General features: G+C 70.1%; 17 protein-coding genes and 1 tRNA gene. 10 read left to right on the top strand and 8 right to left on the bottom strand.

The genetic code is table 11. From position 1 onward, the window contains the following. Positions 1–40 precede the first annotated feature (40 nt). The 3 genes from ftsZ to ACSG06_RS13140 all read right to left on the bottom strand — a co-directional run bounded on the left by ftsZ (position 41) and on the right by ACSG06_RS13140 (position 2,172). Positions 41–1,258 (bottom strand): cell division protein FtsZ, encoded by a 1,218-nt coding sequence (gene ftsZ, locus ACSG06_RS13150; RefSeq protein ID WP_440990736.1) that lies wholly within the window; start codon positions 1,256–1,258, stop codon positions 41–43. 2 nt (positions 1,259–1,260) lie between these two features. Then, positions 1,261–1,437: a transcriptional regulator CdrS gene (gene cdrS, locus ACSG06_RS13145; protein ID WP_089735902.1), complete on the bottom strand. Its 177-nt coding sequence runs from the start codon at positions 1,435–1,437 to the stop codon at positions 1,261–1,263. Between the two features lie 222 nt (positions 1,438–1,659). Further along, positions 1,660–2,172 (bottom strand): double zinc ribbon domain-containing protein, encoded by a 513-nt coding sequence (locus tag ACSG06_RS13140; RefSeq protein ID WP_440990735.1) that lies wholly within the window; start codon positions 2,170–2,172, stop codon positions 1,660–1,662. 145 nt (positions 2,173–2,317) lie between these two features. On the opposite strand from ACSG06_RS13140, the gene ACSG06_RS13135 reads away from it, so the two are divergent. After that, positions 2,318–2,391: transfer RNA gene (locus tag ACSG06_RS13135), tRNA-Tyr, on the top strand. Positions 2,392–2,604: 213 nt separating this feature from the next. Here ACSG06_RS13135 and ACSG06_RS13130 read toward each other — a convergent pair. Continuing rightward, on the bottom strand, positions 2,605–3,027 hold the full coding sequence (locus ACSG06_RS13130) for a universal stress protein (RefSeq protein WP_440990734.1): 423 nt from the start codon (positions 3,025–3,027) through the stop codon (positions 2,605–2,607). Positions 3,028–3,160: 133 nt separating this feature from the next. Next, positions 3,161–3,361, bottom strand: a complete 201-nt coding sequence (locus tag ACSG06_RS13125) for a hypothetical protein (protein ID WP_440990733.1) — start codon at positions 3,359–3,361, stop codon at positions 3,161–3,163. An 86-nt stretch (positions 3,362–3,447) separates the two neighbouring features. On the opposite strand from ACSG06_RS13125, the gene ACSG06_RS13120 reads away from it, so the two are divergent. From ACSG06_RS13120 to ACSG06_RS13090, 7 genes are all read left to right on the top strand, one after another. After that, entirely contained in the window at positions 3,448–3,867 is a 420-nt protein-coding gene (locus ACSG06_RS13120; protein WP_440990732.1) for a Rieske (2Fe-2S) protein, read from the top strand. A 66-nt stretch (positions 3,868–3,933) separates the two neighbouring features. Continuing rightward, on the top strand, positions 3,934–4,563 hold the full coding sequence (locus ACSG06_RS13115; RefSeq protein ID WP_440990731.1) for an HAD family hydrolase: 630 nt from the start codon (positions 3,934–3,936) through the stop codon (positions 4,561–4,563). Positions 4,564–4,585: 22 nt separating this feature from the next. Further along, entirely contained in the window at positions 4,586–5,554 is a 969-nt protein-coding gene (cbiB, locus tag ACSG06_RS13110; protein WP_440990730.1) for an adenosylcobinamide-phosphate synthase CbiB, read from the top strand. Continuing rightward, positions 5,545–6,330, top strand: coding sequence for an adenosylcobinamide-GDP ribazoletransferase (cobS, locus tag ACSG06_RS13105; protein ID WP_440990729.1), 786 nt, complete (start codon positions 5,545–5,547; stop codon positions 6,328–6,330). Before cbiB ends, cobS begins: the two co-directional genes overlap by 10 nt. Beyond that, complete coding sequence (locus ACSG06_RS13100; protein WP_440990728.1) at positions 6,315–6,926, top strand: NTP transferase domain-containing protein; 612 nt, start codon at positions 6,315–6,317, stop codon at positions 6,924–6,926. The genes cobS and ACSG06_RS13100 overlap by 16 nt, the downstream gene beginning before the upstream one ends. Before the next feature lie 17 nt (positions 6,927–6,943). After that, complete coding sequence (locus ACSG06_RS13095) at positions 6,944–7,966, top strand: aminotransferase class I/II-fold pyridoxal phosphate-dependent enzyme (RefSeq protein WP_440990727.1); 1,023 nt, start codon at positions 6,944–6,946, stop codon at positions 7,964–7,966. Next, positions 7,944–8,651, top strand: a complete 708-nt coding sequence (locus ACSG06_RS13090; RefSeq protein ID WP_440990726.1) for an adenosylcobinamide amidohydrolase — start codon at positions 7,944–7,946, stop codon at positions 8,649–8,651. The genes ACSG06_RS13095 and ACSG06_RS13090 overlap by 23 nt, the downstream gene beginning before the upstream one ends. A 16-nt stretch (positions 8,652–8,667) precedes the next feature. Here ACSG06_RS13090 and ACSG06_RS13085 read toward each other — a convergent pair whose 3' ends face one another. The 3 genes from ACSG06_RS13085 to purH form a co-directional block, all read right to left on the bottom strand. Further along, entirely contained in the window at positions 8,668–9,321 is a 654-nt protein-coding gene (locus ACSG06_RS13085) for a hypothetical protein (protein ID WP_440990725.1), read from the bottom strand. A 69-nt stretch (positions 9,322–9,390) separates the two neighbouring features. Continuing rightward, entirely contained in the window at positions 9,391–9,612 is a 222-nt protein-coding gene (locus tag ACSG06_RS13080; RefSeq protein ID WP_440990724.1) for a hypothetical protein, read from the bottom strand. A gap of 142 nt (positions 9,613–9,754) precedes the next feature. Further along, complete coding sequence (gene purH, locus ACSG06_RS13075) at positions 9,755–11,383, bottom strand: bifunctional phosphoribosylaminoimidazolecarboxamide formyltransferase/IMP cyclohydrolase (RefSeq protein ID WP_440990723.1); 1,629 nt, start codon at positions 11,381–11,383, stop codon at positions 9,755–9,757. Between the two features lie 178 nt (positions 11,384–11,561). Here purH and purB point away from each other — a divergent pair, with 178 nt between their 5' ends. Both purB and ACSG06_RS13065 read left to right on the top strand, forming a co-directional pair. Continuing rightward, entirely contained in the window at positions 11,562–12,941 is a 1,380-nt protein-coding gene (gene purB, locus ACSG06_RS13070) for an adenylosuccinate lyase (protein ID WP_440990722.1), read from the top strand. A 364-nt stretch (positions 12,942–13,305) separates the two neighbouring features. Continuing rightward, a complete protein-coding gene (locus ACSG06_RS13065) occupies positions 13,306–14,388 on the top strand; it encodes a phosphotransferase family protein (RefSeq protein ID WP_440990721.1) in 1,083 nt (360 codons plus the stop codon). The last annotated feature ends 2 nt before the right edge of the window (positions 14,389–14,390 follow it).

Below are 14,390 nucleotides of genomic sequence, written 5' to 3'. Positions count from 1 at the left end.
CGCTCGCCGGTCGGGTCGAAAGAATGGTGCGGATACCGAGTCAGCGGATGACGTCGAGGCCGTTGTTCTGCTCGATCTCCTCCTGGCCGCCGTCGCCCCAGGTGCTCCCGGAGCTCGAGCCGCCGTTCAGCGACTGGTTGCCGCCGTTCTGGACCGGCTGTCCGCCGGGCTGGGCTTCGAACTCGGCTTCGTCGACACCGTCGATCGCCTGGCGGGACTTGTTGGCCTGCTTCTGCGTACTCGGGCCGAGCACCTGCGCGCTCTGGACGCCGGTCATGATGGCCATGACGCGGACCTTGCCCTTGTAGTTCTCCTGGATGCGTGCGCCCCAGATGACGTTCGCACTGGCCTCCAGCCGCTCGGTGATGTTGTTCGCGATGCCCTCGGCCTCCTTCAGCGTGAGGTCGGGGCCACCCGTGATGTGGACGAGACCACCGGATGCACCACGGTAGTCCACGTCCAGCAGCGGGTGGTTCATCGCGTCGTTCACAACCTCGCGGGTCTTGTTCTTGTCCTGTGTCTCGCCGACGAGCATCACCGCGACGCCACCCTGGTTCATGATAGAGGTCATGTCGGCGTAATCCAGGTTGATGAGGCTGGGCTGGGTGATGGTCTCCGAGATGCCCTTGACGGTCTCTGCGATGATCTGGTCCATGACCGAGAACGCCTTGCCGATGGGCAGGTTCGGGACGTAGTCGAGCAGCCGGTTGTTGTCCAGCACGATGATGGAGTCGGCCTCGTCGCGGAGCTTCTCAAGCCCCTCCTCGGCCTTCACCGTGCGGGCGCGCTCGACGTTGAACGGCGTCGACACCATGCCGACGACGATCGCACCCTGCTCCTTCGCGATGCTGGAGACGACGGGCGCGGCACCGGTACCGGTGCCGCCACCCATGCCGGCGGTCACGAACACGAGGTCCGCGTCGCCGAGTACCTCCTTGATCGTTCCCTGCGCCATCTCGGTCGCGCGCTCGCCCATCGAGGGGTCGCCACCCGCGCCGAGCCCGTTGGTGAGGGACTTGCCGACCAGGATCTTCGTGTCGGCCTCGATCATCTTGAGGTGCTGCTTGTCGGTGTTGATGGCGACCGTGTCGGCACCGTCGACACCGATGTTGTACAGTCGGTTGACGGTGTTGTTGCCGGCGCCACCGCAGCCGACGATAACGATGCGCGGATCGCCGAACTCGTCACCTGTCGTGTCGGCCTGCTGTTTCTGCTCTCGTTCCTCGTGTTCGAGGGCTTCTTGGACGATATCCTGCATCGTTAGACCTTGGCCCAGGTTCGCTGGGACTTTTCGTTCGAGCGGTCGTTCTGCTCGTTGAGCATCTCACGGACTGCCGACCGGATCGCTTCGCTCCGGTTCGGGTACTCGCCCGTCTCGACCATCTGTTCAACCTCCTCGATCTGCTGCTTCGGTATTCGCAGTGTCACACGCTCCATGGTTCTGATTCCCCTTTGGGTAAGACGTTCCGCGTGGGATACTTTCGCACGCGTTTCGTCTTACACACCGAAATCGTACGCGGGAGCCCCGTATTCTCCCGAATCCCCGGTGTGTAAGACAACCGTCTTACGCGATTGTATGCACTGTGTCATACATAATAAAGGTACCGCCTATTTCAATGTCCGAGCCGTCGTCATGTGTGACGACACCTCGGATTTGTCCTACGCCGAGTCCAACACGTCCGCCGCAGGCGTCCGACGCCCGCAGCTCGGGCAGAACGCCCAGTCCGACCTGATCTCGTCGCCGCAATCACAGAAGACCCGACGTGAGGCCTTCTCCCCGCAGTTGGGGCAGTACACGTGGTCGCCGTCGAGCGACTCGCCGCACTGTCCACAGCTCGTGTCGACAGCCGCAGGCTCGGGCGTCGCGGCCGGTTCGTCGGATGCCGACGCGCGCTCCGGGGTCGCGCCCTCGAACCGGAGGTTCACGTTTACGTCCTGCTCCCGCGTCCGCATCCGATTCGCGATCCGCTCGTCGACGATCTCCGTCACGCGGTCGGCGAGGAACCCGTCGAGCGTGTCGGCCGGCTGGCCGGCCGGCCCCGTCGACGGCTCCGCGATCTCCCCGTCGAGGTACGCACGGAGCGCCTCTCGGACGAGCTGGCTCTTCGACTCCTCGCGCGCCTCCAGGCGCTCGACCAGCTCGTCGTCCGCACGCACGGTAATCTTACTCATACCCGCTTCGCCCACAATTCTGTGCGCCAACTATTTCAATCTACCTGCTGTGTCTGACACCGGTCGTACTACACGCCGACCAGCCGGCCGACGGAGCGCGAATGATAACCCTTAAATTGTACTCGGCGACTACGTGAGAGTGCGCCCGCCCTTAGCTCAGACTGGTAGAGCAGTCGACTGTAGATCGACTTGTCCCCCGTTCAAATCGGGGAGGGCGGACTCGAAATTAAGGAGAGGGCGCCGCCCTCTGTCGGGTTCACCGCCCGTCTTCTCCCGTGTTCTCAGAGTAGAGCGATAGCGCCGTTTACGGGGTGGTCTGCGTGCCAGAGGACGCCCCCGGAGACACCATCATCTGGCTCCGCGACGGGGCGGCGCCAGTTCGACGAGCCGCGGGCCCGCTCCAGGCGCGGCGGGCACAAGGTGTCGCAGTCTTCAGTCGCGGTGGCCGCCGGTAACCACGACTGGGCGGTCCGTCCCGAGGAGGACGGACTGCGAGATGCTCCCGAAGAGCACCTTCTCGGCAGGTGATCGCTTCCGCCCGCCGAGCACGATCAGGTCGACGTCTTCGCTGTCGGCGAGGTCGATGACGTCCCTGGCGGTGTCACCGCTGTCCTCGCGTGTCTTGACGTCGATGCCGTGTTCCTCGAGGTACTCGCTCGCCCGTCGAACGGAGTCGATCCGTTGTGGCGTGCCGAAGCGCTTGAGTTCGTCCGGCAGTTCGTCGGCCTCGCCGTGGAACACGAACAGCAGTATGGCTTCGACTGCCTCCGCCGCGTGGGGGAGCGATGCGACGAACTTCGCCTGGGTGAGTGCTCTGTCCTCGTTCGTGTCGACCGGCACCAGAACCCGATACATACGTGTACAATCGCTCTCTCGGGCAATATATCATCTGAAAACTGTCACTTCGACTGGACGACGTGCCGTGACGTGGCTCCGGGTGTCCCGACGACGAGGGCGAGCGACACCGCCCCGGGACCCATCGGAAGGGTCAGACGAGTCGTGCGACCGCGACACCGAGACCGGCGACGAGCGCGGCCATCGAGGCCTGGAGTGCGACGCCGAGGAGCGCGCCACCGCCGACCAGCGAGAGCGTCGCGGCGACTGCGAACACCAGCGCGACCGCGAGATGGAACGCGAGCGTCAGCGTCGGAACGTTCCAGCCGACGTCGATGCCGAGTGGCGCCGCCATGTCCCGTCCTTGGCGCTCCGGGGACAAAAGCGAGCGCCCCCGGGCCACCCGCAGGAGTTAGGCGGGTGGCACTCCACGGACCGCGTATGACGGAGCTGATCGACGTCGAGACGGTCCACGACGAGCGCTCGTGGCTGTTCACCGTGCGGGACCCCTACGGCGAGCCCGAGGAGGTCATCCTCGTCCCCTGCGAGGACGGGGTCGAGGCGTGGGTGAACCGGTGTACACACGAGGCACAGAAGCTCGACCGCGGGTTCGGTGCGGCGATGCGTGACGGCCAGATCGTCTGCCCGAAGCACGGTTCGATGTTCGACAGCTGCTCGGGCCACTGCGACAACGGCGAGGCGGCGGAGACGACGCTCGTCGGCGTGGACGTGACCATCGAGGACGGGACGGTGTACCTCGACGACGCGACCTACGAGTTCAGCCACGAGGGCGGCGTGGACGACGACGGCGACGACGATGACGACGACATGCCGAGTTCGACCTCGCACATCGGCCTGTAGGGCGGCAGGACCACACGGCACGCCGGGACCGCGTCGTTCAAGTAGAATTGCGCTAGTCTCAGGGTAGTGGCAGTCTCGTTCGACCTGTTCGGGACGCTGGTCGAACGCGTCGATGCGGGCGAGGATGACCCGGCGGCGCGTGTCGCGGCCGAGCTGACGGCCCGCGACGTGGCGGTCCCGGACGACTGGGCGGCGGCCTACCGCGAGAGACACATCGACGCGCCGGAGGGAGCGGAGGTTCCGCTCCCGGCGCACGTCTCCGCGGCCCTCGCGAGCCGTGGCGTCGACGCACCTGGCAACGCGGCCCGCCGGGCGGTCGTCGCCGCCTTCGACCCGGAGATCCGCACCCGCGACGGTGCGGTCGACGCGGTCGCGGCCGCTCGCAGTGAGGGACCGGTCGCCCTCTGCTCGAACTGTTCGGTGCCGGAGCTGGTCGGCCGGACGCTCGTCCGGTCGGCGCTCTCCCGGGACGACTTCGACGCCGTCGTCAGCAGCGTCGGCTGCGGGTGGCGCAAGCCCGCCGCGCAGCTGTTCGAGACGACGGCGGCCCGCCTCGAGGTCGCGCCCGCAGACCTGGTCCACATCGGTGACGACCCCCGGACCGACGGCGGTATCGAGGCACTGGACGGGCGGTTCGTCGACGTGGCCGACGTCCCCCTGACCGAGCTCCCCGGCGAACTGGGGTGGGAGCGGTGACGACGCGGACACTGCGTGGCGGGTGGCCGACGGACCGCGGGGCGCGAGCGAGGTGGTCGCCGTGCCGGTGACCGCGACCGTGGCGGTCGTCCTCGCGGTCGCGCTCGACGTGCTCGTCGGGGAACCGCCGAACCGGTTCCACCCGGTAGCGTGGTTCGGCCGGCTCGTCGCGCCCGTCGACCGGGAGTGGGACCGGCCACGGCTCGTGGGCGTGCTCGCGGCGCTCTTGCTCCCGCTGCTTGCGGCAGGCACGGTCTTCGGCTCCGTCTGGCTGGCGGCACGGGTCGACCCCTGGGCGGGCGCGGTCGTCGCCGGCGTCGCGCTGGCGGCCACGACGAGCCTCCGGATGCTCGTCACGGCGGCGCTTCGCGTGGTCGACCTCTCCACGGCGGACGTCGCGGCGGCGCGGGAGTCGCTCCTCGCGCTCGCGGGACGGGACGCCAGCGAGCTCTCCCCCGGCCTGCTGCGGAGTGCGGCCGTCGAGAGCGCAGCGGAGAACCTCGCGGACGGCTTCGTCGCCCCGCTCGCCGCCTTCGCGGTCGTCGTCCCGCTCGCATCGCTGGTCGCTCCCGACCCGATCTCGCTCGCGCTGGCTGCCGGGGCGGCGGCCTGGGTCAAGGCGGTGAACACGCTGGACTCGATGCTGGGGTACCGCTCGAAGCCGGTGGGCGGGCCGAGCGCGCGCCTCGACGACGTCGTGATGTGGCTCCCCGCTCGGATCTCCGCGCTGCTGCTCGCGCAGGTCGCGGGGCGGCCGCGTGCGGTGCTCCGGGCCCGACGGTGGCTCCGCGAGGTGCCGTCGCCGAACTCGGGCTGGCCGATGGGCACCGTCGCGGCTGCACTGGAGGTCAGACTGGAGAAACCGGGCGTCTACGTGCTCAACGCCGGGGCGTCGCTCCCGTCGACGCGGACGGCCCGGCGCGGTGTCCTGCAGGTCGCCTCGTCGGGCGTCGTCGCGACGGTCCTCGCGGGGGTGGTCGCGTGGCTCTGAGCGCACTCCGGGGCGCGGTCGGCTTCCTCACGCGGTTCCCCGTCGGCCACGACGAACGCGCCTGGGATGCCTTCACGTCCTCGCCCGCCGCAGCCGTCCCCGTCGGCTACCTCGTCGGCGCGTGCGTCGCCGTCCCGTTCGTCGCGGCCGGGAGCGCACCCGTCACCGTGCCCGCGGCTGTCGTCGCCTTCGCGTACCTCGGCGGGACCTACGGTCTCACCGGCATCACCCACCTCGACGGCGTCGCGGACTGCGGCGACGCGGCCGTCGTCCACGGCGACCCCGAGCGCCGACGCGAGGTACTGAAGGACACGACGATCGGCGTCGGCGCGGTCGCGGCCGTCGCGCTCGTCGTCGCCGGGGTCGCGCTCGGCGCCGTCGCGGTCGCCGGGCTCGATGTCGGGCAGGCGGTCGCCGTCGTCGTCGCCAGCGAGGTCGGCGCGAAGGCCGCGATGGCGACGCTCGCCGCGGTCGCGGACCCCCCGCACGAGGGGCTCGGGAGCGCGCTCGCCGATGGGTCCGGGTGGGTCGGTGTCGTCACCGCAGTCGCGCTCGCGCTGCCGGTGGCGGGGCTGGGCTGGTGGGCCGGCAGGGGTGCTCTCGGGCTCCTCGTCGCTGCCCTGCCCGTCGCCGCCGCGCTCGTCGTCGCCGGAGTCGCGACCGGCTGGGCGCGCGGGCGGCTCGGCGGCGTCTCCGGCGACGTGTTCGGGGCGACGAACGAGCTCGCCCGGGTCGTCGGGCTCCACGTGGGGGTGATCGCGTGGACGCTCTCGTGATGTGCGGTGGCGAGGGCAGCCGGTTCGGGGGCGACGTGGAGAAACCGCTGTACCGGGTCGACGGCGTCCCGATGGTCGACCGGGTCTGCGACGCGCTCGCGGCCAGCCGGGTCGAGGAGGTGTACGCGGCCGTCTCGCGGAACGCACCCGGAACCCGGACCCACCTCGCTTCCCGGCCCGACGTGACGATCGTCGAGACGCCCGGCGACGGGTACGTGGCGGACCTCGGCGTGGCCATCGACGCCGCCGGTGGGGAGCCACTGGTGACCGTCGCCGCCGACCTGCCGCTGCTCGCGGCGGACCCGGTGGACCGTGCGCTCGACGTCGCGACGACGGCCGCCGACGAGGCCGCCAGCGATAGCCCGGCGCACAGCCTCGCCGTTGTCGTCCCCGCCGCGCTGAAGGAGCAGCTGGGCGTCAGCGTCGACGCCGCGACGGACGGCCTCGCACCCACGGGACTCAACGTGGTCGGACCCGAAGCCGCCGACGAGACGCTCGTGAGCTTCGACGCCAGACTCGCCGTGAACGTGAACAGAGCCACCGACGCCGCCGTCGCCGAGGCGCTCGCCGGGGAGGTGGACAGCCGTGACGCGTGAGCCGGGGGTGACCCGACGTGGACCGTGAGTCCGTCCGGGACGCCGACCGGGTGCCCCACGGCGGCACGACCGACCGGGACGTGCTCGACCTGAGCGCGAACACGAACCCGCGCTCGCCACCCGGTACGACCGCCGTCTACGACGCGGCGCTGGCCGAGTCACGACGCTACCCGGACGACGACTACCCGGCGTTCCGCGAAGCCGCGGCGGCGGTCGTCGACGTGGCTCCCGAGCAGGTGGTGCCGACCCCGGGCGGGCTGGCGGCGATCAGGCTCGCGCTCGCGACCGCCGTCGACCCGGGCGACCGCGTCGCCGTCCCGTCCCCGAGCTTCGGCGAGTACGCCCGCGAGGTACGCCTGCAGGGCGGCACCCCCGAGTTCCTGCCGGTCGACGGGGTACTCGACGTCGACCCCGCCGACTACGCCGTCGTCGTGGTCTGCACGCCGAACAACCCGACCGGCGCCCTCCCCGACCGTTCCGAACTCGTCGCGCTCGCGGACCGCTGTACGGACGCCGGCACGCGCCTGCTCGCCGACGAGGCGTTCCTCGGGTACACAGAGCAGGCGTCGCTCGCGGGACATCCGGCCGTCGTCGTCGCACGCTCGCTGACGAAGCTGTACGGACTCCCGGGACTCCGCGCTGGCTACGCCGTCGCGACCGGTGCAGCGCTCGATGACCTGACGACGGCACGCCGCGCGTGGAACCTCGGTGCGCCCGCGGCCGCCGTCGGCGCCCACTGCCTGCGCCAGGACGAGTTCGTCCGCGAGACACGAGCGACGGTCCGACGGGAGCGCCGCCGACTCCGCGACGGACTGGAACCCGCGTTCGACGTCCACCCCTCGGCCGCACCGTACCTCCTGCTGGACTGCGGCGACCGGGACGTGGACGCGCTGCTCGCGAGCGCTCGCGAGCGGGGGGTGGTCCTCCGGGACGCCCGGACGTTCCGCGGGCTCGACGCACACGTCAGGGTCGCGGTGAAGGACGCCGCGGCGACCGACCGAACGCTGGAGGTGTTGGATGTTCACGACGACCACGCGTGACGGGGTGGTCCGCCTCGGTGCGCCCGACATGCCGTGGCTCTCGACGGGCTGGCAGGGCGGGCGTCGGGTCGCCGACGCGGCCTACAGCGTCACCGTCCCCGAGGACTGGCGCTGTGACGACGTCGAGGGGTTCGTCGGCGACCGGGTGGCGTCCGCGGGCTTCGACGCCGGCGAGATCCACGACGGCGCACCGGTGCTCCTGACCGGCGTCGCTGCCAGGCACGCCCGCGGTGCGCGTCTCGGCCCGGTCGTCGCCGTCGCCACGGCCGGCGTCTCGAACCCCGCCGAGCTGCCGATGGACCCGCCCGGCGGCGAGCTCCCGGACGGCGAACTCGTCCCCGGCACGGTCAACGTCGTCGTCGGGACGACCCGCAAACTGGCCGACGGCGCGCTCGCGAACCTCGTCGCGGTCGCCGCCGAGGCGAAGGCCGCGACGCTGCTCGATGCCGTCGGGGTCCCGGGCACCACGAGCGACGCGGTCGTCGTCGCCAGCGACCCCGACGGCGAGCCCGCGACCTTCTCCGGGAGTGCCACGCGCGTCGGCGCGGCCGCTCGCGCGTGCGTCCGCGAATCAGTGTCGAATGCGCTAGCCGCGAGATACGACGAGACGGAGCCGCCGACAGGTGTCGAGGACGCACGCTACGGCGTCAGCACCGACGCCCGGGCGGACGTCTTCGAACTGTAGTCGGCGTCACCAGAGGTCAGGCCTGCTCGGTCGCCGGCTCGTCCTCGTTGTCGGACTCCTCGGCGACCGTCGCGTCGACGATCGCGGTTTCTGACAGGCCGGCTGCCAGCCCGCCGTCACCGCTGACTGCCTCCCGCGCGTCCGCGTCGTCGAGCAGTTCGTCCAGCCGGGAGGGGATGCTGGAGCGGTCCAGGGCCTCCTCCTCGCGGTGGAGCTGCTCTACCTTGCGCTCGAACGTCGCACCGGATATCTTCCCCTCCACGTAGTCCTCCTTGACCTGTGCGAGCTTCTCTTCGGCCGTCGGCTCGGGCGGTGCGAGCCAGCCCGAGAGGTCCGCCGCCCGCGCCGCCGGGACGTAGTACTCGACGGTCGCGGCGGCCCGCGAGAGGCGCTCGCTCTCCAGCCTCGGCGACGGGAGAGAGATGCGACTCGCCAGCGTGATGACGAGCCAGAGCAACAGCCCGCCCGAGAGGAGGACGAGGAGCACGGACGCCAGCAGCCACGGCGCGACGGCTCCGACGACCGCCGCGAGCAGGGGCTGGCTGCCGGGCGCGAGCAGCGCGAGCAGGCCCTGGAGCAGGCCCCAGACCGTCGTGCCGACGAGGGCGAACAGGCTCAGCACCAGCCCGATGGTGAGCGCCTTGACCTTGGTGCCGCCGAAGCGTCCCATTGGAGAAGGGTATGCCGTCGTAACACTTCAACTGGGCGGTGCCAGCGTCACGCGACGGTTCCAGCGCGGTCAGTCGTCGGCCTCGTACTCGCGCTTCAGCTCGCGGAGGGCGGCCGCCAGTTCGTCCTCGTTGGGGTCCGGCTCGTGCTCGCTCAGCACGTCGTGCACGTCGATGGCCGCACCCAGCGAGTCGAGCTCTCGAACCAGGTCGTCGATCTCGGGGCTGTAGATGTCCCGCCCGTGGGTCACGATGTCGGTGTAGGGGCTGTCGCCCGGTTTGCCGTTCGGCATTGTATTTGCACGAACTCGACGAGGGAATAAAACTGTGGCCGCTTCTCGGTCGTGCCTGAAATCGCGCGAGACGGTCACCCTCACTCCCTGCGGTCGCTCGGCCGCTGCGACTCGCTGACTTTACGCACTCCTTCGCTAGCGCTCAATCGTGTCTAAAGCACCGCTGGCCGGTCAGGACCATCGTCATCCCGAGCTCGTCGCAGGCCTCGATGACCTTGTCGTCGTTCTTCGAGCCGCCCGGCTGGATGACGGCCTCGACGCCGGCCTCGGCAGCCTTCTCGACGGCGTCCGGGAACGGGAAGAACGCGTCCGAGCCCATCACGGCGCCCTCGGCGGACTTGCCCTCGGCGTCGCGCTCGGCCTTCATCGCGGCGATCTCGACCGCGTCGACGCGGGAGACCTGGCCGACCCCGAGGCCGACCGTCTCCGTGTCCTTCGCGAACACGATGCCGTTGGACTTCACGTGCTTCTGGACCTTCCAGGCGAACAGCATCGACTCCAGCTCTGCCTCGGTGGGCTCGCGTTCCGTGACGACCTCGAGGTCGCGACGGGTGACGGGTTCGAGGTCGCGCTCCTGGACGAGCGTGCCGCCGACGAGGTCCTTGCTGGTCATCGGCTCCGAACGGTCGCGGAGGTCGGCCGGTTCGCAGCCCAGGTCGAGCACGCGGAGGTTCTTCTTCTCGGTCAGGATGTCGAGCGCGTCGTCGGTGTAGCCGGGCGCGACGACGACCTCCTTGAACGAGTCGATGATGAGTTCGGCCGTGTCGGCGTCGCACTCGCGGTTGAGGGCGACGATGCCGCCGAAGGCCGACTTCGCGTCGGTCGCGAGCGCGTCGGCGTAGGCGTCGGCGAGCGTGTCGGCCGTGGCGCACCCGGCGGGGTTGGTGTGCTTGATGACGGCGGCAGCGGGCTCGTCGAACTCCTTGATGAGGTTCAGCGCGCCGTCGGCGTCGTTGTAGTTGTTGTAGCTGAGCGCCTTCGCGCCCTCGTTCAGCTGGTCGGCGTGGACGACACTGGGCTCCTCGCAGGTCGTGTCGGCGTAGAGCGCGGCGTCCTGGTGGGGGTTCTCTCCGTAGCGCAGGTCGGCCTGGCGGTCGCCGGTGACGACGCGGCGTGCCGGGAGGGGGCCGCTCTCGTCGCCCTCGACGGAGACCGTGTTCGATTCGCCGTCGACCGTCGCGCGGTCCTCGGCGAACCACTTCACGGCGCGCGGGTACGCCTTGAACTCGCCCTCGTAGAGCACGCGCTCCTTGAGCGAGTCGCGGTCGTCGCCCTCGTAGACCGGGACGGGCTCCTGCGTGACGATGGGGCCGCCGTCGACCTCGCTCTCGACGACCGCGCCGTCGTCGTCGGTGGCGTCGGTGACGACGTGGACGGTGCAGCCGACGGTCTTGACGCCCGCGTCGAGCGCGTCGCCCCAGGCGTCCATGCCGGGGAACGAGGGCAGGAGGCTCGGGTGGACGTTCAGCGTCGTCGGGGTCTCGTCGAGGAACGTGTCGCTGAGGATGCGCATGTAGCCGTCGAGGCAGACGAGGTCGAACTCGTGGGCGTCGAGGGCGTCGAGCACCCGTCGCTCGTGGTCGCGTCGGGACTCGTCGTCGCCCAGCGGGACGACCTCCGTGGGGATGCCGCGCTCCGCTGCGGCGTCGAGCACCGGTGCGTCCGCATCGGTCGCGAGCACGACCGCGAGGTCGGCGCCGCCCGGTTCGAGGTCGTCGATGTGCAGCAGGTTCCGGCCGCGGTTGCCGGCGAGGCCAGCGATGCGTGTCATACCTGAACTGGGTCCGCCCCGGGCAAAAGTAGTTGCGGTCCAGAGCGCGATTCTATGCACCCACCAACCAGTCTCGGCGTCAAATCCCACCATGAATATACATAAACGTGCATAGAAACGTGCCGTCCCCCGGCGCACATCCGACACGCTTTTTCCGGGTCGGAGAGCAGAGTGGCGTATGCCCGACCCCCTCGACGCCGTCTCGCCGCTGGACGGTCGCTACGCCGGTCGCACACGCCCGCTCGCGCCGTACGCCAGCGAGTCCGCGCTCCTGCGCGCTCGCGTGCAGGTCGAAGTCGAGTACCTGCTCGCACTCGCCGACCTCGATGCCACGCCCCTGACCATCGACGACGAGCAGCGTGCCGAACTTCGCGCGCTCTACGAGGACTGGGACGGCGAGGACGCCCAGCTCGTCAAGACCATCGAGACGGAGGGGTACGAGGACCTCTCGGCGACGAACCACGACGTGAAGGCCGTCGAGTACTTCCTCCGCCTCAATCTGCCCGCGGACCTCGATGCCGCGCAGTGGATCCACTTCGGCCTGACCAGCGAGGACGTGAACAACCTCGCCCACCGGCTGCTGGTGCGGGGCGCCGTCGAGGACGTGCTCCTGCCCGAGCTCGAGGCCGTCCGCGAGACGCTCACCGAGATGGCCCGCGAGTACCGCGACGTGCCGATGCTCGCACACACCCACGGCCAGCCCGCCACGCCGACGACGTTCGGCAAGGAGTTCGCCGTCTACGCCGCACGACTCGGACGGTCGGAAGCCCGAATCCGGGCCGCCACGGAGGACATCGCGGGCAAGCTCGGTGGGGCCTCCGGCACGCTCGCAGCGCACGTCGCCGCCTACCCCGACGTGGACTGGCGCGCGTTCAGTCGCGAGTTCGTCACCGCCCTCGGCTTCGAGCACGAGCCGCTGACCACACAGGTCAACCCCTGCGACGACCTCGCCGCCGTCTTCGATGCGGTCCGGGGCGCGAACAACGTCCTCGTCGACCTCGACCGCGACGCCTGGCTCTACGTCTCCAAGCGCTACCTCGGTCAGGAGGCTACCGAGGGCGAGACCGGCTCGTCGACGATGCCCCACAAGGTCAACCCCATCGACTTCGAGAACAGCGAGGGCAACCTCTCGAAGGCGAACTCCGACCTCACGTTCCTCGCGGACTACGTCACCACCTCGCGGCTCCAGCGCGACCTCTCGGACTCGACGGTCAAGCGCAACATCGGCGCGGCGTTCGCCCACTGCCTCGTCGCCTACAAGAAGACCCGGAGCGGGCTCGCGAAGGTCGTCCCCAACGAGCAGGTCGCTCGCGATGACCTCGAGTCGACCCCCGAGGTCATCGGCGAGGCCGTCCAGACCATCCTCCGGCGCGAGGGCGACACCGCGGCCTACGAGCGCGTCAAGGAGCTCACCCGGGGCAAGCGCGTCACCATCGCGGACTTCCACGACCTGTTCGACGACCTAGCCGTGGACGAGGACGTGCGCGAGGAGCTGAAGGCGCTCACGCCCGCCGGCTACGTCGGCGTGGGGAGCGAGCTGGTCGACGAGCTGGAGTGAGGCAGAGTCACACACCCCCACAAAACCTTTGATAGCGGTTCTCGACGGTTCGGGCAACGATGAGTTACTGAACTCGCCCGGCCGTCGAGTCCGTCTCGCCGACTATCGCGTAGTCCAGAGTCGACTCGACGCCGGTTCCCGCCGACCGTGACGTGCCGCTAGCGTCAGCATCGGCGGTTCTCCTCGACAGTCGCGCCAGCAGCCAGCCGACCGGCCGTTCCGTCGACTGGCACCGTTCCACACCGACCCGCAGCGACCAGCCAGCCATGCACGCATCGACACGCGACAGATCACCCGACGACGGATGCATCGCCCCGACGACCACGCACAGCAGACAGCTACGTACCACGGAGACACACGACCCATGAACGACGACAGAACCGTAGACAGCGAGACGATCCAGCGGATGGTACAGCACGTCGAACCGAACTGGCGAGTCGCGGCGGCCACACCCGCGACGGCGGGCCAGCACATCGTCTACCTGCTCACCGTCGAGACCCCAGCCGGGACTCGCGACTGCGTCCTCAAGGCGACGCCCGACGGGAAACCCGCGACCTGCGACGTGGAGGCGCGGATGCTCGCCATCGTGGCCGAGCACACGACCGTCCCGGTCCCCGCGATGTTCGGCGCCGTCGACGAGCACGAGACGCTCCCCGCGCCGTTCTTCCTCTCGTCGCGGGAGCCCGGCGCGGACTCCGACCGGACCGGACTGGGCGACCTGTCCGGCGATCGGGTCGACGCGCTCGCGCGCTCGTCGGGCCGCCAGCTCGCCAGCCTCCACGCGATGGCTGCCGTCGACGGTTACGGCTACGTCGACGTCGAGTACGACGAACCGCTCTCGGGCGGCCGCCCCAGTGCGGACACCGACCAGCTCGTCGTCACGGACGGCGCCGACGACTGGATCGACTGCCTCCGGGCGTCGGTCGAGGGCGTCGTCGGCGGACTTGAGGAGACACGCTTCGCCGACCTCCAGACGGTGGTCGCGCCGGCGGTCGAGGCCGCCATCGAGACCGTCGAGGACCCCGACGACCCGGCCGTCTGTCGCATCGACCACTCGCTCGACAACGTGCTCGTCGACCGGGAAACGGGCGCAGTGACGAGCTTCCTCGACTGGGAGTTCCAGTTCGCCGGGACGCCCGCGTACGACCTCGCGTTCGTCGAGCGCAGTCTGGCCGGCGGCACCTGGTCGTTCACGCCCGACGCGCCCGACCAGCACGAGCGCATCCGGGCCGCCCTCCTCGACGGCTACCGCGAAGCCGGCTCCGACGTGGCCGCCGACCGCTTCGAGTCGAACCGCGACGCCTACGCGCTGCTCGTCGACTGCCACGAGCTGTTCAACTTCGACGCCGCACTCGACGTGTTCGACGTGGGCGTGCCCGACCGCGAGGCGGCCGCCGACCGGCTTCGGGCAACCGTCCGCGAACGCTGCGCCCGGTGGGAGACGTAACG

Origin of the sequence: Haloarchaeobius baliensis (assembly GCF_052060055.1) — an archaeon.
In the GTDB taxonomy this organism is placed as follows: Archaea; Halobacteriota; Halobacteria; order Halobacteriales; family Natrialbaceae; genus Haloarchaeobius; species Haloarchaeobius baliensis.
This window is presented reverse-complemented; position numbering and strand designations above follow the sequence as displayed.

Excerpts from the sequence above, each read along its gene's own strand:
- ACSG06_RS13085 (WP_440990725.1), bottom strand. The coding sequence starts at position 9,321 with ATGGGACGCTTCGGCGGCACCAAGGTCAAGGCGCTCACCATCGGGCTG.
- purB (WP_440990722.1), top strand. The coding sequence starts at position 11,562 with ATGCCCGACCCCCTCGACGCCGTCTCGCCGCTGGACGGTCGCTACGCC.
- ACSG06_RS13125 (WP_440990733.1), bottom strand. The coding sequence starts at position 3,361 with ATGGCGGCGCCACTCGGCATCGACGTCGGCTGGAACGTTCCGACGCTG.
- purH (WP_440990723.1), bottom strand. The coding sequence starts at position 11,383 with ATGACACGCATCGCTGGCCTCGCCGGCAACCGCGGCCGGAACCTGCTG.
- ACSG06_RS13130 (WP_440990734.1), bottom strand. The coding sequence starts at position 3,027 with ATGTATCGGGTTCTGGTGCCGGTCGACACGAACGAGGACAGAGCACTC.
- ACSG06_RS13120 (WP_440990732.1), top strand. The coding sequence starts at position 3,448 with ATGACGGAGCTGATCGACGTCGAGACGGTCCACGACGAGCGCTCGTGG.
- ACSG06_RS13065 (WP_440990721.1), top strand. The coding sequence starts at position 13,306 with ATGAACGACGACAGAACCGTAGACAGCGAGACGATCCAGCGGATGGTA.
- ACSG06_RS13090 (WP_440990726.1), top strand. The coding sequence starts at position 7,944 with ATGTTCACGACGACCACGCGTGACGGGGTGGTCCGCCTCGGTGCGCCC.
- cdrS (WP_089735902.1), bottom strand. The coding sequence starts at position 1,437 with ATGGAGCGTGTGACACTGCGAATACCGAAGCAGCAGATCGAGGAGGTT.
- ftsZ (WP_440990736.1), bottom strand. The coding sequence starts at position 1,258 with ATGCAGGATATCGTCCAAGAAGCCCTCGAACACGAGGAACGAGAGCAG.
- ACSG06_RS13080 (WP_440990724.1), bottom strand. The coding sequence starts at position 9,612 with ATGCCGAACGGCAAACCGGGCGACAGCCCCTACACCGACATCGTGACC.
- ACSG06_RS13140 (WP_440990735.1), bottom strand. The coding sequence starts at position 2,172 with ATGAGTAAGATTACCGTGCGTGCGGACGACGAGCTGGTCGAGCGCCTG.